Origin of the sequence: Pseudomonas delhiensis (genome assembly GCF_900187975.1) — a bacterium.
In the GTDB taxonomy this organism is placed as follows: Bacteria; Pseudomonadota; Gammaproteobacteria; order Pseudomonadales; family Pseudomonadaceae; genus Pseudomonas; species Pseudomonas delhiensis.
Genome location: NZ_FZPC01000008.1, coordinates 138219 through 161849 on the forward strand (window position 1 = coordinate 138219; position 23631 = coordinate 161849).

Consider the following 23631-nt stretch of genomic DNA (forward strand, 5'->3'; position numbering starts at 1 on the left):
GCCGATGGAGGCGCCCCGCGCCTCGTTGATATAGTTGCCGGAAGTATCCTCCAGGAGGTCCTCCATGCGTCTTGCCACCCGAGTTTCCTGCGCGGTTCTCAGCGCAGCCCTGCTGAGCCAGCTGGCCGCCTGCGGCACCCTGTTCTACCCCGACCGCCGCGGCCAGATCGACGGCCGCATCGACCCGGCCATCGCCGTGTTCGACGCCATCGGACTGTTGTTCTACATCATCCCGGGGCTGATCGCCTTCGGCGTAGACTTCGCCACCGGAGCCATCTACCTGCCGGACGAGAAGTACTCCGTCGCCCCCGAGAAACTGCACGAGGCGGTCGGCGCCGACGGCCAGGTGGACCGGACCAAACTCAAGGCAATCATCGAACGCGAGACCGGCCGTGCCCTGCCGCTGGACGACCCACGCCTGATCCAGCGCGTCGGCAACCCGCAGCAGCTGGCCAGCCTGGGGCTCAAGCTGGAGGGCTGACATGCACGCGGTACTGGGGCGCCACCTGGAAAAACTCCTCGACTACCATCTCTGGGCCCACGAGCGCATCCTCGAGGCCGTCGCGCCCCTGGACGAAGCCGCCTACCGCGAGCCGCGCGGGCTGTTCTTCGGCAGCCTGCACGGCACCCTCAACCACCTCGCGGTGGTCGACCGCATCTGGCTCGACCGCGTCGCCGGCCGGCCCTGGCAGTTCACCCGCCTGGACACCGAGGCGGCGCCCGACCGCGCCGCCCTGGCCGACTTCCTCCGCGAAGGCGTGCAGGGCTGGAAGCAGTGGCTGGCCCGGCAGGACGAGCGTGACCTCGGCAAGCAGCTGGAATACCGCAACATGGCCGGCCAGGAGCACCGTCAGAGCCTGGCCGACATCGTCCAGCACCTGGTCAACCACGGCACCCACCACCGCGGGCAGATGAGCGCCGCGCTCACCGCCCTCGGCCAACCGGCGCCGCTGCTCGACTACATCTACTTCCTGCCGCAACGCCAGGACACCCGCTGACTTGGACAAGGACCGCGCCCGCCTGCTGCGCCTGGCCACCAGCGCCTCCCTGGCGGTGGCCGTCATCCTGGTGGTGACCAAGGCCCTGGCCTGGTGGTACAGCGGCTCGGTGAGCCTGCTCGCCGGCCTGACCGACTCGCTGCTGGACGGCGCCGCCTCGCTGCTCAACCTGCTGGCGGTGCGCTATGCATTGCGCCCGGCCGACGAGGACCACCGCTACGGCCACGGCAAGGCGGAATCCCTGTCGGGCATGGGCCAGGCGCTGTTCATCTCGGTCAGCGCCGTGCTCATCGGCACCCAGGCGCTGGATCGCCTGCAGCACCCCGAACCGCTGGGCGCCACCGGCTGGGGCATCCTGGTCATGCTGCTGTCCCTGGCGCTGACCGTGGCCCTGCTGGCGCTGCAGCGCCGGGTGATCAAGCGCACCGGCTCGCTGGCGGTGCAGGCCGACTCGCTGCACTACCGCTCCGACCTGCTGCTCAACGGCAGCATCCTGGTCGCCCTGCTCCTGGCGCACTACGGCTTCCCGCGGATGGATGCGGTGTTCGGCCTGGGCATCGCCGCCTACATCCTCTGGAGCGCGGTGCGCATCGCCCGCGAGTCGGTGGCGGTGCTGATGGACGAGGAGCTGCCGGCGGACGTCAGCGAGCGCATGCTCGAACTGGTGCGCCAGGTGCCCGGGGTGGCCGGCGCCCACGACCTGCGCACGCGCATTTCCGGCGACCGCTGGTTCGTCCAGTTGCACCTGGAGCTGCCCGGCGACATGCGCCTGTCCCAGGCCCATGCGCTGTGCGACCAGGCCGTGCTGGCGATCCGCGCCGAGTTCCCCCGCGCCGAGGTGCTGGTGCACGCCGACCCGCTGGAAGTGGTAGGCCGCGAGACCATCAGTTGACGCTGTAGCCACGCCCCTGCATGCAGCTGCCCAGCGCCCCGCGGTAGGCATCCACCGCCTGCTGCGAAGGCGCATAGCCGGCCATGGCCGGGTCGAAGCCGCTCTGCCCGACCGCCCAGGTGTGGCACTCGTAGTGGTCCTGGGCCTGCTGCTGCGGGCTCTGCCCGTACATCGGATAGGCGATCACGTCGTAGGGATTGCCCGTCGGCAGCGGGGCCTGCGCCACCTGCGGCGGGGGCGGTACCACCTCGTAGGTCTGCGAGGAATTGTCGAACAGGTAGTAGGTGCCGGCGGCGAGGAAGTACAGCATGCTGCCGAACCACAGCTGCTCGGCGTAGGACGGCAGGTAGCTCACCCGCACGCCGTAGGGCGGCGTCACCACCACGTAGCGCGCGCCATGGGGGCGGTACCAGTAGCCGTCGTTGAAGAAGTAGTCGCTGCCGCGCCAGGGCACCCGGTAATAACCCGAGGGCACGCGGTCCACCACATAGCCCGGCCGCCAGTTCGACGGATGCGGCCCCCAGTTGCCGCCCGGGCGACCATGCCAGGCATTGCCGGGCGCGGACGGCGGCCGGCCCTGCCAGGAGCCGCCCCCGGCGGAAGGCCGGCCAGGGCCGTGGTCGTCACGGTCGCCATGGTTGAGGCCCGGCCATTGCGTGGTCCAGTCGCCGGGGCGACGATCGGAGCCACGACCATTGCCGCCGCCCTGGCTGGGGCTGGACCACTGGGTGGTCCAATTCCCCGGACGGTGGTCGGGGCCACGGTCGTCATGGGAAGGGCGGCCCTGCCATTGGCCGTTCCAGTTGTTCTGGGGTCGGCCTTGGCCCTGGCTGGCCTGGCTGCCCTGGGGTCGGCCTTGCCACTGGCCGCCCTGGTTACCCTGCGGCCGGCCCTGCCATTGGCCGCCCTGGTTGCCCTGCGGCCGGCCCTGCCATTGGCCGCCCTGGTTGCCCTGCGGCCGGCCCTGCCATTGGCCGCCCTGATTGCCTTGCGGCCGGCCTTGCCACTGGCCGCCCCCATTGCCGCCACCATGCCCACCCTGTCCGCCATGGCCGGGCCCCTGCCCTTCGGCGAAGGCCTGGCCGGCGATCGCCAGTGACAGCAGCCCAACGGATGCCAGACACCAGATGCCCGACTTCATGAATGCCTCGCAGCGGCCTGCCGGCCGACCTCGCTCATTTGCATGACAGATAGACAACCGCGCAGGCCGCGCATCGCGGGTGCCAGGGTAAAGTCAAGGTAAAGGTCGGCGGGCGAATCGCGGGCAAGAAAAAGGGGAGGTCACTGACCTCCCCTCGGGAAACTCGTCCTGGCTCGTCGCTTCTGGCGCCGGCTCACCTCGCTCCACCTTCTGGGCGGTGCGTAGCCCGGTGGCCTGGGCGACCCGATCGGGTCGGCAGGCCGCGATGCGCCTGATTGGGCGGATCGCCGTGGACGTGTGGGTCCGGGCCGTGATTTCTGGAGCCATGTTACGGGGAGCGAAGCGGCAGGGGATTGCGAAGATTGCGCGTCAAACTATCCGTTGCGCAATAAATCACCAAAAATGTATAAGAACGTGCAAGCCGATAAATTTTCGAGGCCACAATGAACAAACTGGACCGCTACGACCTGCGAATTCTCGCCGAATTGCAGCGCGACGCGCGCATCTCCAACCAGGAACTGGCCGAGCGCATCGGCCTGTCGCCCTCGCCCTGCTCGCGGCGCGTCAAGCAACTGGAGGACGACGGCTACATCCTGCGCCAGGTCGCCCTGCTGGACAGCAAGAAGCTCGGCCTGAGCCTCACCGCCTTCGTCCTGATCGGCATGGACAGGCACACCCCGGAGCGCTTCGAGCACTTCCAGTCGATCATCGCGCAGTGCCCGGAAGTGCTGGAATGCAGCCTGGTCACCGGGATGGACGCGGACTACCAGCTGAAGGTGATGGTGCCGGACATGGAGCACTACCAGCACTTCCTGCTCGGCACCCTGACGCGCATCGAGGGCGTGACCAGCGTGCGCTCCAGCTTCGTGCTGCGCAACATCATGGCCAGCACCGAACTGCCGCTGGAACACCTGCGCAGCTGAAGCCGTAGGGCGAATAACGCCTACGGCGTTATCCGCCGTTTGACCTTGATCCTCGGCGGCTCCGGGGTTGACCTTGGCGTTGGCCGTGGCCCCGGCGCATCGGCGGAGCGGTTCCCCTGCAGGAGCGGGCCCTGCGCGCGAATCGCGGGCAGGGCCCGCTCCTACGAAAAGCAACCCGGCGCGACCTGCGACAAATGCGCGCACCCCGCGTCCTGCCGATGGCGCTCGGCGCTCGACTATTTCCCGCCAGGCCCGCTGCGGCGGGACTTCCTCGGCCATCGCCGCCCTCGCGCAGGAGTTTCTGCTCACTTTCTGAGCAGCGCTGATCACCAAGCGACCAAGCCCTTATAATGCCGCCCGTCCTCGCGACCGCCGGACCTTCCGGCCCCCACTCAAGCGCCCGCGCCGGGCAGGAGCAGCAATGAACGAGAGTTTCGAAGACTGGATGATGTACGGGCTGGTCAGCGCCCTGGTCCTGTTCATGGCCTTCATCGTCTGGGACCTGGCCAAGAAGTCCAAGGCCGGGCGCATGGGCACCATGGTGCTGTTCTTCGCCCTCGGCCTCGGCGTGTTCGGCTTCCTGGTCAAGTCCTTCGTGGTCGCCGGCCTGGAAGGCGGTTTCTGATCCAGCCCTAGGGCTGCACCTCGCGCCATTCCCCCGGCTGCAGCCCGTCCAGGCCCCAGGGGCCGATGCGCACCCGCACCAGGCGCAGGGTCGGCAGGCCGACCGCCGCCGTCATGCGCCGCACCTGGCGGTTGCGCCCCTCGCGGATCACCAGCTCCAGCCAGGCGGTGGGCACCGACTTGCGGAAACGCACCGGCGGCACCCGCTCCCACAACCGCGGCTCGTCGATGCGCCGCGCCTCGGCCGGCAGCGTCGGGCCGTCGTTGAGCTGCACGCCTTCGCGCAGGCGCTGCAACTGTTCCTCGTCCGGCTCACCCTCCACCTGCACCCAGTAGGTCTTCGGCAGCTTGTGCCTGGGGTCGGCGATGCGCGCCTGCAGGCGGCCATCGTTGGTCAGCAGCAGCAGGCCCTCGCTGTCGTGGTCCAGGCGCCCGGCGGGATAGACGCCGGGCACCGGTACGTAGTCCTTGAGCGTCGCCCGGCCCTCGCCATCGCTGAACTGCGTCAGCACGTCGAACGGCTTGTTCAGCAGGATCAGCCGCGGCTGCGCCGGCGGAGCCTTGGCTACACGGCGTGGCGCGGGACGACGGGGGGCGGGACGAGGCGGACGGGGCATGGGCAGGAAACGGCAACAGGTCGGCGGAGCACAAGCATGGGCCGGCATGCTAGGTTGTGCCAACACCCCCTGCAAGAGCACGCAGAGCATCCACCATGCCCAAGGCCCGTCGCTCCCCCTGGCTGATCACCCTGCTCAACCTCGCCGGCCGCCTCGGCGGCGGCTACCGCGGCCCGCAGAACACGAACTTCGACGGCCTGCGCTTCCGTAACCTGGACGCCAAGCCGCACCATGGTTTCCGCGAGTTCCTCAAGTGGCAGCTGGAGCGCGACAGGCAACTGGCCTGGATCGAACAGCCCGGCCCCGAGCGCCGCCCGGAAACTCCGGCGCGGGTCAGCGGCGAGGAACTGCGCGTCACCTACGTCAACCACGCCACCCTGCTGATCCAGCACCGCGGCCTGAACATCCTCACCGACCCGCTGTGGTGCGAGCGCACCAGCCCCTTCAGCTTCGTCGGCCCCAAGCGCCACCATCCGCCGGGCCTGGCCCTGGACGAACTGCCGCCGATCAACCTGATCCTGGTCAGCCACAACCACTACGACCACCTGGACGTCGGCAGCCTGGGCGAGCTGGCCCGGCGCTTCCCGCAAGCGAAGGTGGTGACCGGCCTGGGCAACGCCGAACTGATCCGCGCCTGCGGCTTCGTCGAGGTGCACGAGCTGGACTGGTGGCAGAGCCTGCCGCTGCACGAGGGCATGCGGCTCACCGGCGTGCCGGCGCAGCACTGGTCGGCGCGCTCGCGCTACGACACCAACCGAACCCTGTGGCTGGGCTTCGTGCTGGAATCGGCGGACGGCCCCGTGCTGTTCCCCGGCGATACCGGCCTGGGCCCGGAGTTCGGGCTGATCCGCGAACGCTTCGGGCCGATGCGCTTCGCCGCGCTGCCCATCGGCGCCTACGAGCCACGCTGGTTCATGCGCCACCACCACATGAACCCGGACGACGCCGTGCAGGCCCACCGCACCCTGGAGTCGCAGTGCAGCATGGCCATCCACTTCGGCACCTTCCGCCTCAGCGACGAAGGCCAGTTCGCCCCCGTCCACGACTTGGCCCGGGCGCTGGATGAACAAGGCGTGGACAGCCAGGCGTTTCGGGCGCCAAAGCCGGGGGAGCAGTGGTTGGTGGGGCGGATGGGTGGGTAGGGCTCAGCTTCGTGTGTGGGGGGCTCTCGACCGGAGTCTCCCGGAACCATTGGTGCCAATCCGAACGCCGCCCCTCTCCCCAGCCCTCTCCCTGAAGGGAGAGGGGGCTAGTCCGTGCCGACGTGGAAGACGTGCCTCATGGAAATATCAGGCGCTATGCGAAGCATCAGGGAGTGCTGAAATGCCAGCGCACGCCGAACGGCTCCCTCTCCCTTCAGGGAGAGGGCTGGGGAGAGGGAGCGGAGTCCCCCCAAAGCACCGTAGCCAGAAATAACCCCCAATTCGCGAGCAAGCTCGCTCCTACAAAAGTCACGCCTCCATTTCGCGCAACAGCTCATCGAGCAACGCAGAAGCCCCGAAGCGCAGGTGCTCGGACGTAATCCAATCATCCCCAAGCATCTCTTGCGCAATAGCCAGATAGACCTCGGCATCATCCAGACTGCGGATACCACCAGCCACCTTGAAGCCCACCTTGCCACCAGTCTCGACGATGCATTCCAGCATCACCCGCGCAGCCTCCGGCGTGGCGTTCACGGCCACCTTCCCAGTACTGCTCTTGAGGAAGTCGGCGCCACCGGCGATGGCCTCGCGACAGGCCGTGCGAATCAACTCGGGTTCAGCCAGCTCGCCACTTTCGATAATCACCTTGAGCCGATGGTAAGGCCCGCAAAGCGCCTTGCAGGCCCGGATCAGCTCCACCGCCCCATCTGCCCGTCCAGCCTTGAGCGCCTGCCAGGGATAGACCAGGTCGATCTCGTCGGCGCCCTCGGCGAGGGTGCGCCGCACCTCCTCCACCACCTCGGCCAAAGGCGCATCACCGGCGGGAAAGTTGCACACGCTCGCGACCTTCACCGCCCGCGCACCAAAACCATTGAGCGTACGCCGCGCCACATGCACGAAGCGCGGGTAGACACACACCGCCGCCACCTCGCCGTAGGGCGTCAACGCCCGGCGGCAGAGCTGGACGATGCGCGGCATGTCGTCGTCGGCGTTCAGCGAGGTCAAATCGAGCAGCGACAGTAGCCGAGCGGCGCGCTCGGCGCGGGTCGGTTGCAGGGGTTCAGCCATGGCGTCCTCCGGTGGCGGCCTTTGCGCCATCCTGCCACGGGCCTTCCCCGCGCGGGCGGGAAAGGCCCGTGGCCATGCGCGGGGTCAACGGAACGGCGGTTCGTCGAAGCTGCGCAGCTTGCGCGAGTGCAGCGAGTTGAGCTGGGTGCGCAGCAGGTCGACGGCGGCGATGCCGATCGCCAGGTGCTGGCTCACCGCGCGCTGGTAGAAGGCGCTGGCGGCGCCGGGCAGCTTGATCTCGCTGTGCAGCGGCTTGTCCGAGACGCACAGCAGCGTGCCGTAGGGCACCCGCAGGCGATAGCCCTGGGCGGCGATGGTGCCGCTCTCCATGTCCACCGCCACCGCCCGCGCCAGGTTGATCAGCGGGCGCTCCTGGGCCCAGTGCAGCTCCCAGTTGCGGTCGTCGTAGGTGAGCACGGTGCCGGTGCGCAGGCGCCGCTTCAGCGCCTCGCCGCGCTCGCCGGTGACCAGCGCCGCGGCCTCCTGCAGCGCCACCTGCACCTCGGCCAGCGCCGGGATCGGGATGTGCGGCGGCAGCACCCGGTCGAGGATACCGTCGCGGCGCATGTAGGCATGGGCCAGCACGTAGTCGCCGATGGTCTGCGACTGCCGCAGGCCGCCGCAGTGGCCGATCATCAGCCAGCAGTGCGGGCGCAGCACGGCCAGGTGGTCGGTGATGTTCTTGGCGTTGGACGGGCCGACGCCGATGTTGATCAGGGTGACGCCATCGCCGTCGCTGGCGATCAGGTGGTAGGCCGGCATCTGGAAGCGGTGCCACTCGACGCCGGCGATGATGGCGTTGGCCTCGCCCCGGTCCATGTCGCGCTCGATCACCACGTTGCCCGGCAGCACCATGCGCACGAAGCGCGGGTCCTCGTGCAGGCGCTCCAGGCCCATGTGGATGAACTGGTCGACGTAGCGGTGGTAGTTGGTCAGCAGGATCCACGGCTGCACGCAGCGCCAGTCGCTGCCGGTGTAGTGCACCAGGCGGCGCAGCGAGAAGTCGGTGCGCGCGGCGTCGAACAGCGCCAGCGGCATGGGGTCGGCGCCCTCCCACTGGTACAGGCCGTCGGCGATGCCGTCGGAAGTGGCCGACAGGTCGGTGCTGGGGAACACCCGCGCCAGCTCGGCGGCGGTCACCCCCGAGCCGGCCAGCTCGTCGCCCTGCTCCACCACGTAGGGATAGGGGATGTTCTGCTCGCTGGGGCCGACCTCGACGCGCACGGTGAAGTCTTCCATCAGCGGCCGCAGTTGCTCCAGCAGGTACTTACGGAAGGCCTCGGGGTGGGTGATGGTGACGGCGTAGTTGCCCGGCGTCTGCACCTTGGCATAGGCGCGGGTGGTCGAGGGCACTTCGCCCTGGCACAGGTAGGACAGGCGCAGCAGCGGGTAGCGGAACAGCGCACGCTCTTCGGCTGCCGGCTGCTCGCGGGTCTTCAGGTAGCGCCGCAGGGCCTGGCTGAGCGCCCCGGTGGCGCGCTGGTGCAGGGCGGCAAGGCGGTCGACCGCCTCTTCTGCGGTATGGGCGACGACGAAGGCGTCGCCGAGCTCGGCATTCATGGTGGGCTTCCTGTCTGAGCGATCAGCTCCATCTTGCCTGCTTATTTGCAGGAAGGGGATGACGGATTTTGTGCCTGAACGGTGAGCCGACCAGTTGCTCCGGCGGCACATCCCCGCATACGCGGGGAATACCTACGGACGGGGCGAACGAGCAACTTGTTGTTCGGTTCATCTCCACACCTGCGGGGAACACGGGGCCGTGGACTACGAGACCCGCGAGATCAATCGGTTCATCCCCGCACCTGCGGGGAACACGCCTACAAGGCCTGGCTGGCGGCCCGCCGCGACGGTTCATCCCCGCACCTGCGGGGAACACCGCGACTAGGCCAAGACATCCGGACTCGTCGCCGGTTCATCCCCGCATCTGCGGGGAACACCGTACTGAAGCCCGGCGGCCATCTGCTGGCGTTCGGTTCATCCCCGCACCTGCGGGGAATACCGGGTGCCCAGGACAGCCGCATAGTGCGGGTCCGGTTCATCCCCGCACCTGCGGGGAACACCCGGCCTTTCTTGAAATCGCTCATGGGGTTTCCGGTTCATCCCCGCACCTGCGGGGAACACATCATCGGCTGGACCGTCATCAGCGTCCTGACCGGTTCATCCCCGCACCTGCGGGGAACACAAGTTGCCTGACGCTACGGTTGTGAATGCCGTCGGTTCATCCCCGCACCTGCGGGGAACACGATAGTGGACATCAGGGGGCTCCTGGCGGGAACGGTTCATCCCCGCACCTGCGGGGAACACTCTTAGCGTAACCAACTGTTCTACAAAGAGAAAATCAGCCGCTAAAAATCTACCGAATTTTTCTCCTTAAAGATCAGGGCTATCCAGCGGCTGAAAAGCCACCAATCGCAAGCCATCGAACTCCACGGGCAAACGCCTGTTCGGCCCCAAGGTCTGGAACTCATAGCCGGACTCATGGGCGCTTGCCCAGGCCATCACGACGTTGCCATCCCCATGGCCTTCGCTCAGTTGCTGCCAGATCATTTCCCGCGTGCGTCGGGACACGTCGCCGATGTAGACGCCCGCGCGCACCTCCAGTAGCCAGATGGCCAGCCGGCCGCGCAGGCGCGGCGGGACGTTTTCGGTCACCACGACGAGAAAGCTCATCCCTGCGACCTGTGACCGGCCTCGCCGATGCCCTCGGGGTTGGGAATCGCCGGGGGCACCGATTCCGGTGGTGCTTCGGGGGGAGAAATTCCGCCGGCCGCGAGCACTTCCTCGATGCTCGGGATGATCCGCCCCAGCAGCTTGCTGCTGCGGAACAGATCGCGACAGGCCAGGCGCACGGCGCGCTCGGGCTCCGGCGGAGACTGGGCAGCGATGCGGAACGCCAGGGGCACCACGGTTTCGAACTTGAACAGATCGGCCACGTCGTAGACGAAGGACAGCGGCTTGCCGGTATGAATGAAGCCGATCGCCGGTGCATAACCAGCCGCCAGCACTGCCGCCTCGGTGATGCCGTACAGGCACGCGGTAGCGGCGGACAGGCAGCGGTTGGGAATATCGGCGGCATCCCATTGCTGGTGATCATAGTTACGCGAGCGCCAGTCGACGCCATACTGGCGCGCCAGCAGCTTGTAGGTTCCGCGCACCCGCGCGCCTTCGATGCCGCGCAATTGCTCCACGCTACGCCGGGCCGGCGCGGGCTCCTGGAAGCGCAGCTCGTACATCTTGCGCACGACCTTCAGGCGCAACTCGTCGTCCAGCGCCAGCCTGGCCTGGTAGAGCAGGCGGTCAGCCCGGGCGCCGCCGGGCTGGCCGCTGGCGTACAGGCGCACGCCCGACTCCCCCACCCACACCAGCAAGGTGCCGACCGTCGACGCCAGGTGCACCGCGGCGTGGGATACCCGCGTGCCCGGCTCGAGCATGATGCAGGCCACCGAGCCCACCGGTATGTGGGTGCGCACGCCGCTCTTGTCGATGACGACGAAGGCGCCGTCCAGCACGTCGATCTGCCCGTACTGGATGAAGATCATCGAAACGCGATCCTTCATCGGCAGAGGCTTGAGCGGCGGCAGCATCAACCCCGCCCCAGGCTGAGCAGGCCGCAACCGAAGGCCTTGCCCGGCCCGATACCGGCACGCAGCGCCTGGGCCAGCGCAGCCGGGTCGCGGACTTGCAGGCGCCCCTCGAAGCACACCCTCAGCAGGCTGATGCGATGCTCGCTCTTGCGGCTGCGCAGCAATTCGCTGCCGGTCACCAAGGCGGCCTCCACCGAGAAACCGAGCCGTTCGCCCTGTCGAGCGAGCCAGGCCAGTTGGGCGTCCTCCGCCACCAGTCCCAGACGCTTGCCTTCGCGCGTCACCGTCGGGTTGGCGAACAGCCGGAAACGGAAGCGCTCCCCCTCCTGCAGCCATTGCTCCGGCGCCAGTGGGCGGGTTTCCACCGGCCCCTTGAGGTAGTTCGGCAGGGCCTGGAGCACCGACCAGTCGGCCACCTCCTGTGCCTGGACCAGCACCACCGGATCGCTCCAGGCGGAGGTCGGTTCCGCTCGCCAGAGGATGCGTGGCGGCGAGTGCTGCTCATCGCGGACAAAGGCGCGCACCAGGGTACGGTGCATCTCGTAGGCATCGCCGAGGTCGCGCCGCGCCTGGGCGCTACGCGGGTCAAGCCGCAGTCGGGTCAGGTGCATGCGCGCCTCCGGGGGTGAACAGTGCGGATTTGACGAAGCGCGGGCCGAAACGCCGCTCGGCGAAGGGGGCAACCGGTTGGTCCAGGCGCACACTGCCTTCGTTGGGGTGCTCGAGCAGTAGCCGCCTGGGCGTTCGCGGCGTACCACCTTCCAGCAGGCAGAAACAGTTCGCCAACGCATACTCCAGCGACTGGTCGCGTAGTCCCTCGGGCAAATGGACAGGCGATGTCGGGACAAAGCTCTTGCGCCCCAGCGCCAACGGCCAGACCGGACGGGCCAGGGCGGCATGGACGTCGGCCAGCAGCGCACGCTCACCCTCCAGGCCGACCAGGAACACCGCGTCCGCCAGGTAGTAGCGAGGGCTGACGACAGTGCGATCGAGGTCGGGCTTGCCGCTGGAGGCGATCACCACGCCGGTGGCGGTCTGGTAGTCGCGCATCGGCACGCCTTCGCGTTCGACACGCACGCCCATGCGCAAGGCCGCCAGGTCATCCACCGGCTCGCGGCGGTCACGGCCGAGCGCGGCGCAGACCAGGCCGAGCACCCCGGATTTGGAGGGCTCCAGTTGGGTATCGCGTTCGTCGAAGCGGCTGGTGGTGCCCCAGGATTGCATCGGCCCCTGCAGGCGCAACAGCAAGGTGGCCATGCTCAAGCCCCCAGCGCATCGGCCGCCAGTTCGCGCGCGCGTTGGGCCAGGGCGGCCAGGCTGGCCAGCCGTTCCCCCTTGTCCGCCGGCCAGCGGTCGGTGAGGTCGAGGCTGAGCCAACGGTCCTGCGGCGCCCCATAGACAGGCGCCAGCTTGTCTTCGTAGGCAGTCAGGCGCTCGACCGACTGCTCGGTGAGCGCCTGGTCGGCACGCGGCGACACCGGCCGCTCGAAGGCATTGGCCAGGCTCAGGGGGCTGGCATGACGCAGGCATACGCCGATGAATTCGGGCGGGTTGTGCGCGGCGAAGCTGTTCTGCTTGCCGGTGGGGATGGCCAGCGCCAGGGCCCGGGTAAAGGCCTCCACCGCCGAAAGCGCCAGCTCCCGGTCCTCCTGCAGGTTGCCCAGCAACTTGCGCAGGTCGAGCACGGCATAGCGGTAGAGGGTGGCGGAGTTGAATTCCACCTGGCCGATCATCCCGGCACCGGTCTCGCCTTCATCGCCCTTGTCGTCCACCGCGGTGAAGTAGTCGAACTCGCGCTCCACCCGATGGGTGCTGATGGCATGGGCCACCTGGCAGGCGGCGTCCTGGTTGACCGCCGGCATGTCCGCCAGCATACGGCCGAACAGCGCGACGTCGACGGCCTTGCCGCCGTCCAGCAGGGCCTTGGCCTTCTTGATGATTTCCGCTGGCAGGCTCGCCTTGGCGTCCTTCTTGCTCTTCTTGTCGCCGCCGACCGGCAGTTCGTCCCAGTGCTGTTCGATCAACGCGGCAAAGGCCGCCACCTCGCCCTCACCGAGGAACAGCAGGTACTCGGTCTTGCCGTCGTCCTTGAGCTTGAGGCCGGCGGCGCCCAGGGCAGCCTCGACCTTGGCGCCGGCTTCCTCGGCATCACGTCCGGCCAGGCGTTCGAGCAGCAGGGCCTTGAGTTTCTTGGTACGAATGCCGCGGTTGGCCTCGGGCAGCAGTTCGTGTTGTTTCGCGGCAAGGCGCACGGCCCGCTTGAAGCACTGGCTGCTCACCCGTGCACGGCGCTGGCCACCGAAAATGGCGTCCTTCGGGGCCCCGGTGTCGTCGCGGTTGAGGTTGGAGGGTGCGAAGTTCTGGATCAGGTGGAATTCGAGGAACAGGCTCATGAAGTCTTCCTTTACTCGCTATCGGTGTATTCGCTGACGGGCTGGGCGGCCCGGTAGAAGTCGCGGGCCCAGCGCTGGCGCAGACGGCTCGGGTCGGTGCCGGGGTTCAGCCACTGCGACAGGTCCACCAGCAGGCGGGCATGATCAAAACCGATGCCATCGGCGGCCAGCAGGCTGACGGCCTGGCGCAGGTACTCGACGATGTTCTCGGCATCGGCGCCGAGCAGGGCAACGAAGCGGCTTTCGATGCTCGGGCTCTGCCGCAGGCGCAGCAGCTCACCCAAGGCCGCGGCGAAACTCTGCGGCCGCCGCAGCGGGTGGCGCGCGAACAACCCCGCCACGGCATACAGCGCCAGCCGATGGGCATCGCGCTCATGGGCGGCAGCACCGGCGAAGCGCTCGACATAGGGAAAGGCCCTGGGGTAGGCGCCCGGCTCGAAGGCCAGGCTATGGCGCAATGCGGCCATGGCCCCGCGGTCCCAGTCCTTGAGCGCGGCCAGGTACTCGATGAACTTTTCGGCGTGGTCACTCACGACATGGCCTCCTTGTCTACGTCTATGGTGGGATCGTCGGAAATCGCCAACTGCGCCTTCAGCAGGCCACGGAAGCGGGGCCAATAGCGGGCGTCGGCGCGCAAGGCACGGGAGGAGTACCCCAGCCCGGCCAGGACCTGCTGCCAGGCCGCCTCGGCAGAGCGATGCAGAACACCGCGCCAGAGAGACTCCGCTTCGTCCAGCGCCCCGGCGCCGATGCCGTCGAGCAACTCGGGCAGGGCCCGCTCCGCTGCCGCGAAGTAGCTGGCGGCCAGCGGCCCGGCGTCCACCAGGCTGCGCGCCCGGGCCCGGGTGTCCTTGCTGGCGGGGTCAGGCAGGGTCTCGGCGAGCATGCCGCTGGCCAGGCGCCTCAGTTCCAGGAACAGCGTCTCGGCCAGTTCCAGGCGCCCGCGTAGGTAGAGGGCCTTGTCCGGCTCCAGAAGCAGGGCCGACGGCAGGGAAATCCGCTCCAGGCGCCAGCGCAGCAGCTTGGCCTGGTCGCTGGCCAGGCCGGCGACCAGTAATGGCTGGTGCACCGGCTCGAAGTGCGCCAGGTTGCCATGCAACCCGATCGCGTTCTGCACCACCGCGGCGGCCTGGCTGCCCGCGCCCGCATGGGGCACCAGCGCCGGCAGGTCTCGCCACAGGGCGCGCCCTTCGCTGAAGGTCAGCCGCACCAGGCCGTTACTGCCGGCCCGGAAGCTGGCCATCGGGTCCGGCGCGTTCGGGTCCTCACCCAAGGCCAGGCCGGCAGCATAGTGCAGCCAGCGCACGTTGCCGTCCGCCTCGCGGCGCAGCAGTACTGCACGGCTCAAGCGGGTGTAGCGATCATTGGGGCCTGTGGCCAGAAGCGGCTCCCCGCGCAAGGCGGCAATGCTTGGCGACTCACGCTCCCAGGTCGGCAGATCGGGCTCGGCGTCGTTGCGAGGCGCAGGGTGCAATGCGAGGCAGAGCGTTTGCGCCAGGTTTTCCCCCAACGGCAGCACCGCCGCCGTATTGGCCAAGGCACCGGCCTTGTCCGAGTCGCGCAGGCTCTTGACCAGGCCGCCGGGCGTGAACTGCAGGAAACCGAGCAGGGTGGCGAGGGCCAGCGCAGGCCGAATGGCCGTCGGCGTCAGGTCGCAGGCATGATCGAACACCATTGGTGCATTGCCACTGGCGCTGGCAAGGGCGATCTGCGTCCAGGGCTTGTACTTGTCGCGGGTTTCCTCGGCTGTCGCCAGTGCGGCCACCTGCATGAAAGGCTGCTCGGGGTGGAACAGCCAGAAGCGCTCGCGCCAGGTTTCCAGGTAGCCGCGGATCTCGGCCTGCGGCAGCCCTTCGCGGAACCAGCGGGCACGGTCCTTTTCCCGCCAGCGGCCGAACGCCTCGCTCAGCGCCCGGTGGGTGATGGCCAGCAGCAGCCGGTAGTGCGCCACCAGGTTGGGCGGCGCGGTGTCCGCCAGGGCGACGATCTCGCCGCTGCGGGCGAATACCTCAAGCAGCCCCAACTCCTCGACGCGCCCGTCGGCAAAGCGCACCAGTAGCCAGGGTTCGTCCAGCAGGCAGAAGTCCTTGTTCATGCCATTCCCTCATTCGCTCCATCGACAGGTCCATACACCAACCCAAGCACGCTATCCAGCCGCAGGCTCAGGCCTTCCCCAGGGTATTGCCCCTGCCGCAACGGCAATGGATAGCAGTTCCGCAGCAGCGGATGCTCGAACGCGGCGGGCAGGTCGATACGCTTGAAGTGCGCGACCAATGCCCGGCGAGACACTTTCAATTGGCGCTCGTACAAGCGGCGGGCCTGGGCATCGTCCAGCGGTCGTGCCGGGTCGAATGACGGCTCGCCGGGGCGCACGCACCAGCCGCCCTCCACTTCCTCGACCGGGATCAGGGTGATCGACTCTGGTCCCAGGCGCGTCCTGTTCTCCAGCCCGACACCTTCGCCCTCCTCGCTGCCTCGCGGTTTTCCGTTGTAGGCGCTGCGCGGCTCCTCCGCAGGATCGATAGCGATGTTGAAGGATTCGCGCCGCTCCTTCTGCACCCGCGCCAGGTATTCGCCATAGGATTCGATCTCGATCAGTGCCCTGGCCTTCTCTTCCAGACCATCGGGCAAGGGATCGTCGCCATATACCGCCTGGACCAGGCGATCGATATCCGCAGGCAGGCTCAGGCTTTCCCCGTCCCGCAACAGCGCCCAGGTACGCAGCAGGATGTAGGCATCGTAGACATGGCGCCAGGCGGTGTTCTCGAGTTCGGGCAATTCGCCGTTCCGCAGGCCGGCCACCCACAGGCAGGCCTGCACGTGCTTAGCGGGACGCTCACGGTCATGGCGGTGCAGCCGCCCGGCACGCTGCAGCAACAGGTCGACCGGCGCCAGGTCGCTGAGCATGAAGTCGAAATCGATATCGAGGGATTGCTCTGCCACCTGGGTGGCGACCAGCAATGCCCGCCGCGGGCGGTCCCCCTGGGTGCCGAAGGCGGCAAGCACCTCGCGCTCGCGTTCGGCGCGCTCATCCGCAGGAAAACGGGCATGGAACAACAGCAGCGGGACCTCATCGCCGAGACGCTGGCGCAAGCCGATGTAGAGCTTCTGCGCCCGTTCCACGGTATTGACGATCAGTGCCCCGCAGCCGCCGCCTGCGAGCAGTTCGACCGCCGTATCGGCCAGCGTGTCCAGGCTTTCGTCCAGCCCAGCCAGGCGGATCGACGACTGCGGCCGGGCGCCGAAGTGCTCGCCCTGTATGCCGCCCTCGTCGGCGACCAGCAGGCGCGGATAGTCCAGCTCCGGCACCTGGTCCGGCGACACGCCCCAGGCTCGCAACAGTTCGGCGCGCCGTCCCAGCGGCAAGGTCGCGCTCATCAGCACCACCGAGCAGCCCAGCGCTTTCAGCCAGCGCAGCAAGGCAGCGATCAGGCCGGAGGTGTAGGTGTCGTAGGCATGGACCTCATCCAGCACCACGACGCGATTGGCCAGCCCCCACAGGCGGACGAAGTGGTGCTTGACGTTCAGCGCAGCGAACAGCGCCTGATCGATGGTGCCGACGCCATAAGCCGACAACAGAGGACGCTTGCGTTGGGAAAACCAGGCCGAAGCCGAGAGGCTCTCGGCGGAGGAATGGTCGATGCCGCGCAGATGGCGGACCTGCTCGTTCATTCCAGCCCCGCCATGGACCAACTGCACATCCAGCGGGCCAGTCGTGAACTGCTCCAGAAAGGTCAAGGCCCGGTCGAACAGCGCGTTGCCGGTGGCCTGGGTCGGCAGCGCCACGTACAGACCGCGATGGCCATTGGCGGCCTGCAGGCGCAGGTGGGCAAGAAAGGCGAACTCGGTCTTGCCCTCGCCCATCGGAGCCTCCACCACGACGAGCGCGGGCCCGCGGACGCCTTGTAACAGTTGGTCGCCAACCCGCTGGAGAGGACGTGCGGACAGCCCGGGACGCCCGACGATACGGGCCAGCACGGCGTCGGTATCCGCCGGCCCGGCCAGCAGGGGCCGGTAGGGCCGCCAGCCGATCTGGCTGAAGGCCAGGCGGGCCAGTCGGCAGGCATTCCGGAAATAGTCGGCCAGGTCGTCGAACCCACGCTGGTCGGGCACGAACCATTCCGGATTGGAGGCGATCCAGTCCGCCGCGCTGGTCAGCCCGGCCAGCCAGTTCACCGCCGGGAGGGAAAGCTCATCGAGCGCTGGAGCCCCATTGGGCGCCAGGACCTGCCAGTAGCCACGCAGAATCTCGTCGCGCACGGCCGGCCAGGTGGCGGGCTCAGCCAAAGGCCTGCCCTGGTTCGTTTCGTCGGGAAGAAAGTGATAGCCGTGGTGGGCGCTGACCGCCTGGACCGCATCCCGCAGCCAACCTGCCTCGATGGCGACCACACCCAGCAAGGCCCTACCCAGCAGGCTGGCTGTCGCGAGGTCGTGTCGGCCCTGGTTGCAGGCACTGGCAGGGAAGGCCAGCCCATGGGCCTGGTCGGCCGCCATGCCATCCGGCCACTTCGCCTGGAAGCCGGGAATGGCTTTGCCGAAATCGTGCAACCCGGCGATGGCGGCTACCCAGCGCCCGACTTCGGCCTCGTCGACGCCAAGGGCACGGGAGGCCCAACGTCGAGTCGAGGCGGGCTCGATTTCCAGCAGCGTTTCGGCCACCGCCGCCACATCCAGCAGGTGCGCCAGCAGCCCATGGCCGCCCTCGTCGCCGCTCTTCGCCCAGACTGCACGACCAGCAGCGCTGAGACCGGAAAACGACAGCCTGCCTTCGCCCATCCGGGAACCTCCACTGTCCACCAATGGCGTTCGACATTATTGCAAAATGCCAGCATTCGCCAGCATCTGCGTCAATGACACACAGAGGGCGACGATAGCCCTTGAAGGCGAACGAAGCGCCATCGAGGCATCCCCGCATATGCGGGGAACATTCACCCCATATCTCGGAGCGCTTGTTCACGTACGGTTCACCCCCACGCCCAAGCGCGCGGGGAACACAACCTGCTCACTTAGGAGGAAGCTGATTATGACGGTTCATCCCCGCATACGCGGGGAACACGATGCCCAGCAGGGGCGTGCCGAGCTGCAGAACGGTTCATCCCCGCATACGCGGGGAACACTCCGTCCAGTTCGGCGCCCCGGTGTTCCAGGCCGGTTCATCCCCGCATACGCGGGGAACACGCCACGACCGACATGGAAGCTCCGAAGAAAACCGGTTCATCCCCGCATACGCGGGGAACACGTTATTCGAAGAGTAGATCGTCCCGCCGCTAACGGTTCATCCCCGCATACGCGGGGAACACTAAGCGCAAGCAAGAGCGCACCCGCAAGGAGTCGGTTCATCCCCGCATACGCGGGGAACACACTTCCCGCAACCTATTGATCCAGCGCCGTTTTTTCAAGACTCTCTTTTCTACCGACCTTTCCTCACGCCAGATGCGGCGTGGCCCGCGCCACCAGCGCTTCGACGTCCGTGCCGCGCGGCAGGGTGCCGTAGACGCGGCCGCCGTTGCCCAGGCGGCTGCCGATGAAGGCGTCGGCGACGGTGGCGTTGCCGGCTTCCAGCAGCAGCTTGGCCTGCAGGGCCACGGCCACGTCCTCGGTGAGCTGGCGGGCGCGGAACTGGATGTCGGCGGTGTCGGCGAAGGAGGCCTTGAGGTTGCCGATGAAGGCGGCCAGGCGGGCGTCGCCGTGGCCGTCGCCGAGTTCGGCGAAGAGCGCGTCGAGCACGCCCGGCTCCTTCGACAGGGCGCGCAGCACGTCCAGGCACTGGACGTTGCCCGAGCCTTCCCAGGTGGAGTTCACCGGGGCCTCGCGGTACAGCCGCGGGAGGATGGTGTCCTCGACGTAGCCGGCGCCGCCCAGGCATTCGGCGGCCTCGTTGATCATCGCCGGGGCGCGCTTGCAGATCCAGTACTTGCCCACCGCGGTGACCAGGCGGGCGAACTTGTCTTCCTGCTCGTCGTGCAGGTGGTCCAGGGCCCGGCCCATGCGCATGGTCAGGGCCAGCGCGGCCTCGCTTTCCAGGGCCAGGTCGGCCAGCACGTTCTGCATCAGCGGCTGTTCGGCCAGCACGCGGCCGCCGACCTGGCGGTAGGCGCAGTGGTGCGCGGCCTGGGTCAGCGCCTGGCGCATCAGCGCGCTGGAGCCGACCATGCAGTCGAAGCGGGTCATGGCCACCATCTCGATGATGGTCGGCACGCCGCGGCCCTCCTCGCCCACCATCCAGGCCAGGGCGCCGCGGTACTCCACCTCGCTGGAGGCGTTGGACCAGTTGCCCAGCTTGTTCTTCAGGCGCTGCACGTAGAACTCGTTGCGGGTGCCGTCCGGGCGGTGGCGCGGCAGCAGGAAGCAGGTCAGGCCCTTGTCGGTGTAGGCCAGGGTGAGGAAGGCGTCGCACATGGGCGCCGAGCAGAACCACTTGTGCCCGACCAGTTCGTAGGCCTGGCCCGGGCCGGGGATGCCCACCGGGTAGGCGCGGGTGGTGTTGGCGCGCACGTCGGTGCCGCCCTGCTTCTCGGTCATGGCCATGCCGATGGTGGCGCCGGCCTTCTGCTCGATCGGCAGGTTGCGCGGGTCGTACTCGGTGGCGAGGATCTTCGGCAGCCATTTCTCGGCGATGTCCGGCTGCAGGCGGATCGCCGGCACGCTGGCGAAGGTCATGGTCAGCGGGCAGCCGGTGCCGGCCTCGGCCTGGCTGTGCAGGTAGCTCAGGCCGGCGCGGGCGACGTGGGCGCCGGCGCGCGGGTCGGTCCAGGGCATGGACGGGATGCCGTGCTCGATGGCCGTGCGCATCAGCTCGTGGTAGGCCGGGTGGAATTCCACCAGGTCGATGCGGTGGCCGTAGCGGTCGTGGCTCTTGAACACCGGCTTGTTCTCGTTGGCCAGGAAGCCGGCGGCCATCAGCGGGCCGCCGGCCAGCGCGCCATAGGCGTCCAGGCGCGCTTCGGCCCAGCCGCCGTCGTAGCGGCGCAGCCACTCCTGCAGCGGCAGGTCGACGCGGTAGAGGTTGGCGCCATCCAGCGGCGGTACCTGGTTGCTGACTTCGTGGGTCTCGGCGTACTGGTGCAGGTTCATCGCGGTTCCTCCGGCTGGGGCGCGCCGACGGCGCGCAGGCAGAAATCGACGAGGGCCTGGCTGACTTGCTCCAGGCCCGGGCTGGGTTGCCCGGCATCGCGGGCGGCACGGGCCGGCGGCGACAGCGGGCCGACCAGGGATTCGGCGATCGCCCCCACCAGGCAGGCGGCGATCAATGATGTGGGGCCGCAGTGGAAGTGGCCGCTGCGCACGCCCTCTTCCAGCAGTTCGCCGAACAGTTCGGCGTAGGCCTCGCGGTAGAGCAGGCGCTGCTCGTCCACCTCGGGGTCCACCGGCTCGGCGATCAGGGCGAAGGCCAGGCGCCGGCTGTCCCAGGCGCGCCGGGCGAACTGGCGCAGGCCGCGGGCCAGGCGCCCGGCGGGCCCGCCGGTGCCGCGCAGGACGACGGCCAGGGCGTCCACCTCGCGCTGGCTGGCGCGGGCGAAGACCTCGGCGGCCAGTTCGCCCTTGCCGCGGAAATGCCGGTACAGGCTGCCGGTGGCGATGCCGGCCTCTTCGGCCAGGCCCTGCATGGTCAGCGCCGCGAAGCCGCCCTCGGCGACCCGCGCCAGGGCCAGCTGGAGGATGCGCTCGCGCAGCTCCACATCTTTCTGCAGGCGGGCTTCGGTGAGACGGTAGACCATGTTCTGAATCCGGATTCACTGTTTCAAGCAGTGAATCACGGTTCAGGGCTTGGCCATAGGGGGAATTGCGCCAGCGGTGCGGGCGTTCCGGCCAGCGGCCGCTGCGCGTGGCGGATCAGGCGTGGCTGGGCAGCGCCGGCTGGCACAGCAGCCAGTCGTGCAGCAGGGTCTGCAGTTCCTCGAACTTCACCGGCTTGGCCAGGTAGTCGCTCATCCCCGCAGCCAGGCAGCGTTCGCGGTCGCCGCTGTGGCTGTGAGCGGTGATGGCCAGCACCGGCAGCTCGCCGCCCTGGGGCAGCGCGCGGATCGCCCGGCAGGTGGCGAAGCCGTCCATGATCGGCATCTGGCAATCCAGCAGCACGGCGTCGACGCCCTCGCGGCGCAGCAGGTCGATGGCCTCCGAGCCGTTGTCGGCGGTGCGCACCCGGTAGCCCAGCTTGAGCAGCATGCCGCGGATCACCAGTTGGTTGATGGCGTTGTCCTCCACCACCAGCACCGTGCACTGGTCCGGGCGGCGCAGGGCCTGGCCGCCGGCGCGGCGCGGCGGCACGCTGAAGCCCTGCGCCGGCTGGCCGAGGTTCAGTTCGAGGACGAAGCGGCTGCCGCGCCCGGGGGTGGAATGGTGCTGCAGCTGCCCACCGAGCAGCCCGGTGAGCTGGCGGCACAGCGCCAGGCCGATGCCCAGGCCGCCGTACTCGCGGGTCAGCGAGCCGTCGAGCTGGTGGAAGCGCTGGTACAGCGCATCGTTGGCCGGCGTCTCGAAGCCGATGCCGGAGTCCTGCACCGCCACCCGCAGGGCGACGCCGTCGCTCTGCCGCTGGCCGTCCACGCGCAGGCCCACGCCGCCCTGGTGGGTGAACTTGATGGCGTTGTCCAGCAGGTAGCCCAGGGTCTGGGCCAGCTTGCCGGCGTCGCCTTCCAGGGTGTCGGGCAGGCTCTCGTCCAGCTGCAGGTCGAAGCGCAGGCCCTTGGCCTCGGCGCGCGGCGCGTACTGGGCGCGCAGGCTGTCGAACAGGCCGCGCAGGCTGAAGGGCTCGCGCCGCGGGTAGAGCTTGCCGGCCTGCAGCTCGATCAGCGCGAGGATGTCGTTGACCATGCGCATCATGTCGCGCGCCGAGCCGGTGGCGGTCTTCTGGTACTGCGCCAGCTCCACGTCCATGGGCACCGTCTGCATCAGCTCCAGCGAGCCGATCACCCCGCTCATGGGCGTGCGCAGCTCGTGGGTGACGGTGGCCAGGAACTCGTCCTTCAGGCGGTTGCTGTTGGCCAGCTCGAGGTTGAGCTGCTCCAGCTTGCGGCTGGACTCCTGGAGGATGCGCGTGCGCTCCTCCTTCATGGCGTTGATGCGGTCGGCCAGCGCCAGCGACAGCAGGCCCACTTCCAGGGCCGAGCCGATCTGGCTGGCGTACATGGTGAAGAACACGTTGGGCAGGAAGCCCAGCACCATCAGGGTGTTGATGGTCCCGCCGAGGAGGAAGGCGGTCCAGGCGAAGATGAAGTAGCGCGCCACGCGCATGCCGCGCAGCCAGGCGAGGATGCCGGCGCTGAAGATGACCACCACGAACGCCAGCGCCAGGTAGGTGGCCAGGCGCAGCGACAGCGCGTAGCTGGCCGAGAACGCCAGCAGCATCACCAGCGCGCCCACGGCCATCAGCGCCAGCAGGGTGCGGTCGACCCACGGGCTGTGCTCGCGGGTGTGCAGGAAGCTGCGGGCGAACTGGCAGCCGAACAGGCTGGCGGAGCCGATCAGGAAGGGCGTGGCGGCGTTGGCCCACCAGGGGCTGTTGGGCCAGAAGTACTCGATGCCGGCGCCGTTGACCGAGACCTGGTAGAGGCCGAAGGAGGCGATGTAGAGGATGTAGTAGAGGTAGCTGGTGTCGCGCACGCTGACGAAGATGAACAGGTTGTACACCAGCATCACCAGCAGCACGCCGTAGATGATGCCCAGCACGTAGACGTTGCCCGGCAGGTTCTCCATGTAGGCCTTGGGCGACCAGAGCGTCAGCGGCGCCTGGATCGAGCCCTGGCTCTCCAGGCGCAGGTAGACGCGCAGCGGCTTGCCCGGGGCGAGCTTGAGGTCGAACAGGTAGTTGGTCAGGCTGATCGGCCGGCTGGCGAACGGCAGGGTGTCGCCGGTGCGCTGGGCCAGCTGGTACCTGCCGTCGGCGCCGGGCAGGTAGAGGTCCAGGCGGTCCAGCGGCGGGTAGGCCAGCTCCAGCAGCCAGTGCGCCGGGTCCTGGGACTCCTGCGGGCGGTAGTCCAGGTCCAGGCGGATCCAGAACACCGAGCGCGAGTAGCCGGCGTTGAGCACGTCGCGGTCGTGGCGGCGGAAGCTGTCGGCCAGGGCGGCGGAGGTGATGTCGGCGATGTCGGCGGTGCCGCGCACGTCCTCGAAGACGTCGATCGCGTGGCCCAGCGGCAGGCGGCTGGTGTGCTCGTCGAAGCTGACCGCGCCGACCAGCGGCGAAAGAAGGAGAAGGAAGAGGATCAGCCAGCGCTGCATGCTACCCCGCAGTGCCCCTCCGGACGGC

The 23631-nt window shown here is 68.5% G+C and carries 21 protein-coding genes and 2 CRISPR repeat arrays; of the genes, 6 read left to right on the top strand and 15 right to left on the bottom strand.

Going from position 1 to position 23631, the window contains the following annotated elements; all coding sequences use genetic code 11:
• The first annotated feature begins 64 nt into the window (after positions 1 to 64).
• From CHC02_RS09360 to CHC02_RS09370, 3 genes are read left to right on the top strand one after another with little or no spacing between them, the layout of a single operon-like run.
• Positions 65 to 481: a hypothetical protein gene (locus CHC02_RS09360; protein WP_009617385.1), complete on the top strand. Its 417-nt coding sequence runs from the start codon at positions 65 to 67 to the stop codon at positions 479 to 481.
• A 1-nt stretch (position 482) separates the two neighbouring features.
• Positions 483 to 998, top strand: coding sequence for a DinB family protein (locus tag CHC02_RS09365; RefSeq protein WP_089391201.1), 516 nt, complete (start codon positions 483 to 485; stop codon positions 996 to 998).
• A 1-nt stretch (position 999) separates the two neighbouring features.
• Positions 1000 to 1890, top strand: coding sequence for a cation diffusion facilitator family transporter (locus CHC02_RS09370; protein ID WP_089391202.1), 891 nt, complete (start codon positions 1000 to 1002; stop codon positions 1888 to 1890).
• Here CHC02_RS09370 and CHC02_RS09375 read toward each other — a convergent pair.
• On the bottom strand, positions 1883 to 3031 hold the full coding sequence (locus tag CHC02_RS09375; RefSeq protein WP_089391203.1) for a DUF6515 family protein: 1149 nt from the start codon (positions 3029 to 3031) through the stop codon (positions 1883 to 1885). The two genes, CHC02_RS09370 and CHC02_RS09375, sit on opposite strands and share 8 nt — an antisense overlap.
• Before the next feature lie 443 nt (positions 3032 to 3474).
• Here CHC02_RS09375 and CHC02_RS09380 point away from each other — a divergent pair, with 443 nt between their 5' ends.
• Both CHC02_RS09380 and CHC02_RS09385 read left to right on the top strand, forming a co-directional pair.
• Positions 3475 to 3954, top strand: coding sequence for an Lrp/AsnC family transcriptional regulator (locus CHC02_RS09380; protein WP_009617381.1), 480 nt, complete (start codon positions 3475 to 3477; stop codon positions 3952 to 3954).
• A 421-nt stretch (positions 3955 to 4375) separates the two neighbouring features.
• A complete protein-coding gene (locus tag CHC02_RS09385) occupies positions 4376 to 4579 on the top strand; it encodes a DUF2788 domain-containing protein (RefSeq protein WP_009617380.1) in 204 nt (67 codons plus the stop codon).
• Positions 4580 to 4586: 7 nt separating this feature from the next.
• Here CHC02_RS09385 and CHC02_RS09390 read toward each other — a convergent pair whose 3' ends face one another.
• Positions 4587 to 5195 carry a pseudouridine synthase gene (locus CHC02_RS09390; protein WP_089391204.1) on the bottom strand — a complete coding sequence of 203 codons (609 nt, stop codon included), beginning with the start codon at positions 5193 to 5195 and terminating at the stop codon, positions 4587 to 4589.
• 95 nt (positions 5196 to 5290) lie between these two features.
• Here CHC02_RS09390 and CHC02_RS09395 point away from each other — a divergent pair, with 95 nt between their 5' ends.
• Positions 5291 to 6337, top strand: a complete 1047-nt coding sequence (locus CHC02_RS09395; protein ID WP_089391205.1) for an MBL fold metallo-hydrolase — start codon at positions 5291 to 5293, stop codon at positions 6335 to 6337.
• A gap of 309 nt (positions 6338 to 6646) precedes the next feature.
• Here CHC02_RS09395 and deoC read toward each other — a convergent pair whose 3' ends face one another.
• The 13 genes from deoC to CHC02_RS09460 all read right to left on the bottom strand — a co-directional run bounded on the left by deoC (position 6647) and on the right by CHC02_RS09460 (position 23603).
• Positions 6647 to 7405: a deoxyribose-phosphate aldolase gene (gene deoC / locus CHC02_RS09400; RefSeq protein WP_089391206.1), complete on the bottom strand. Its 759-nt coding sequence runs from the start codon at positions 7403 to 7405 to the stop codon at positions 6647 to 6649.
• 84 nt (positions 7406 to 7489) lie between these two features.
• A complete protein-coding gene (amn, locus tag CHC02_RS09405) occupies positions 7490 to 8965 on the bottom strand; it encodes an AMP nucleosidase (protein WP_089391207.1) in 1476 nt (491 codons plus the stop codon).
• 164 nt (positions 8966 to 9129) lie between these two features.
• Positions 9130 to 9709: direct repeats of the CRISPR family, unit length 29 nt; unit sequence CGGTTCATCCCCGCACCTGCGGGGAACAC.
• Between the two features lie 66 nt (positions 9710 to 9775).
• Entirely contained in the window at positions 9776 to 10075 is a 300-nt protein-coding gene (gene cas2e, locus CHC02_RS09410; RefSeq protein ID WP_089391208.1) for a type I-E CRISPR-associated endoribonuclease Cas2e, read from the bottom strand.
• On the bottom strand, positions 10072 to 10989 hold the full coding sequence (cas1e, locus tag CHC02_RS09415; protein ID WP_176450316.1) for a type I-E CRISPR-associated endonuclease Cas1e: 918 nt from the start codon (positions 10987 to 10989) through the stop codon (positions 10072 to 10074). The genes cas2e and cas1e overlap by 4 nt, the downstream gene beginning before the upstream one ends.
• Positions 10989 to 11600 carry a type I-E CRISPR-associated protein Cas6/Cse3/CasE gene (gene cas6e / locus CHC02_RS09420; RefSeq protein WP_089391209.1) on the bottom strand — a complete coding sequence of 204 codons (612 nt, stop codon included), beginning with the start codon at positions 11598 to 11600 and terminating at the stop codon, positions 10989 to 10991. The genes cas1e and cas6e overlap by 1 nt, the downstream gene beginning before the upstream one ends.
• Positions 11575 to 12246 (bottom strand): type I-E CRISPR-associated protein Cas5/CasD, encoded by a 672-nt coding sequence (gene cas5e, locus CHC02_RS09425; protein ID WP_089391210.1) that lies wholly within the window; start codon positions 12244 to 12246, stop codon positions 11575 to 11577. Before cas5e ends, cas6e begins: the two co-directional genes overlap by 26 nt.
• Positions 12247 to 12248: 2 nt before the next feature.
• The gene (gene cas7e, locus CHC02_RS09430) at positions 12249 to 13382 is read right to left on the bottom strand and encodes a type I-E CRISPR-associated protein Cas7/Cse4/CasC (protein ID WP_089391211.1); all 1134 of its coding nucleotides are present in this window, start codon (positions 13380 to 13382) and stop codon (positions 12249 to 12251) included.
• An 11-nt stretch (positions 13383 to 13393) separates the two neighbouring features.
• Positions 13394 to 13915, bottom strand: a complete 522-nt coding sequence (gene casB, locus CHC02_RS09435) for a type I-E CRISPR-associated protein Cse2/CasB (protein WP_089391212.1) — start codon at positions 13913 to 13915, stop codon at positions 13394 to 13396.
• Positions 13912 to 15477, bottom strand: coding sequence for a type I-E CRISPR-associated protein Cse1/CasA (gene casA / locus CHC02_RS09440; protein WP_089391213.1), 1566 nt, complete (start codon positions 15475 to 15477; stop codon positions 13912 to 13914). The genes casB and casA overlap by 4 nt, the downstream gene beginning before the upstream one ends.
• Complete coding sequence (locus CHC02_RS09445; RefSeq protein WP_089391214.1) at positions 15474 to 18158, bottom strand: CRISPR-associated helicase/endonuclease Cas3; 2685 nt, start codon at positions 18156 to 18158, stop codon at positions 15474 to 15476. The genes casA and CHC02_RS09445 overlap by 4 nt, the downstream gene beginning before the upstream one ends.
• Before the next feature lie 251 nt (positions 18159 to 18409).
• Positions 18410 to 18743: a CRISPR direct-repeat array (repeat unit 29 nt; unit sequence CGGTTCATCCCCGCATACGCGGGGAACAC).
• A gap of 63 nt (positions 18744 to 18806) precedes the next feature.
• Positions 18807 to 20456: an acyl-CoA dehydrogenase family protein gene (locus CHC02_RS09450; protein WP_089391215.1), complete on the bottom strand. Its 1650-nt coding sequence runs from the start codon at positions 20454 to 20456 to the stop codon at positions 18807 to 18809.
• Positions 20453 to 21100 carry a TetR/AcrR family transcriptional regulator gene (locus CHC02_RS09455; RefSeq protein ID WP_089391216.1) on the bottom strand — a complete coding sequence of 216 codons (648 nt, stop codon included), beginning with the start codon at positions 21098 to 21100 and terminating at the stop codon, positions 20453 to 20455. Before CHC02_RS09455 ends, CHC02_RS09450 begins: the two co-directional genes overlap by 4 nt.
• Before the next feature lie 115 nt (positions 21101 to 21215).
• Positions 21216 to 23603 carry a hybrid sensor histidine kinase/response regulator gene (locus CHC02_RS09460; protein WP_089391217.1) on the bottom strand — a complete coding sequence of 796 codons (2388 nt, stop codon included), beginning with the start codon at positions 23601 to 23603 and terminating at the stop codon, positions 21216 to 21218.
• Positions 23604 to 23631: the final 28 nt, after the last annotated feature.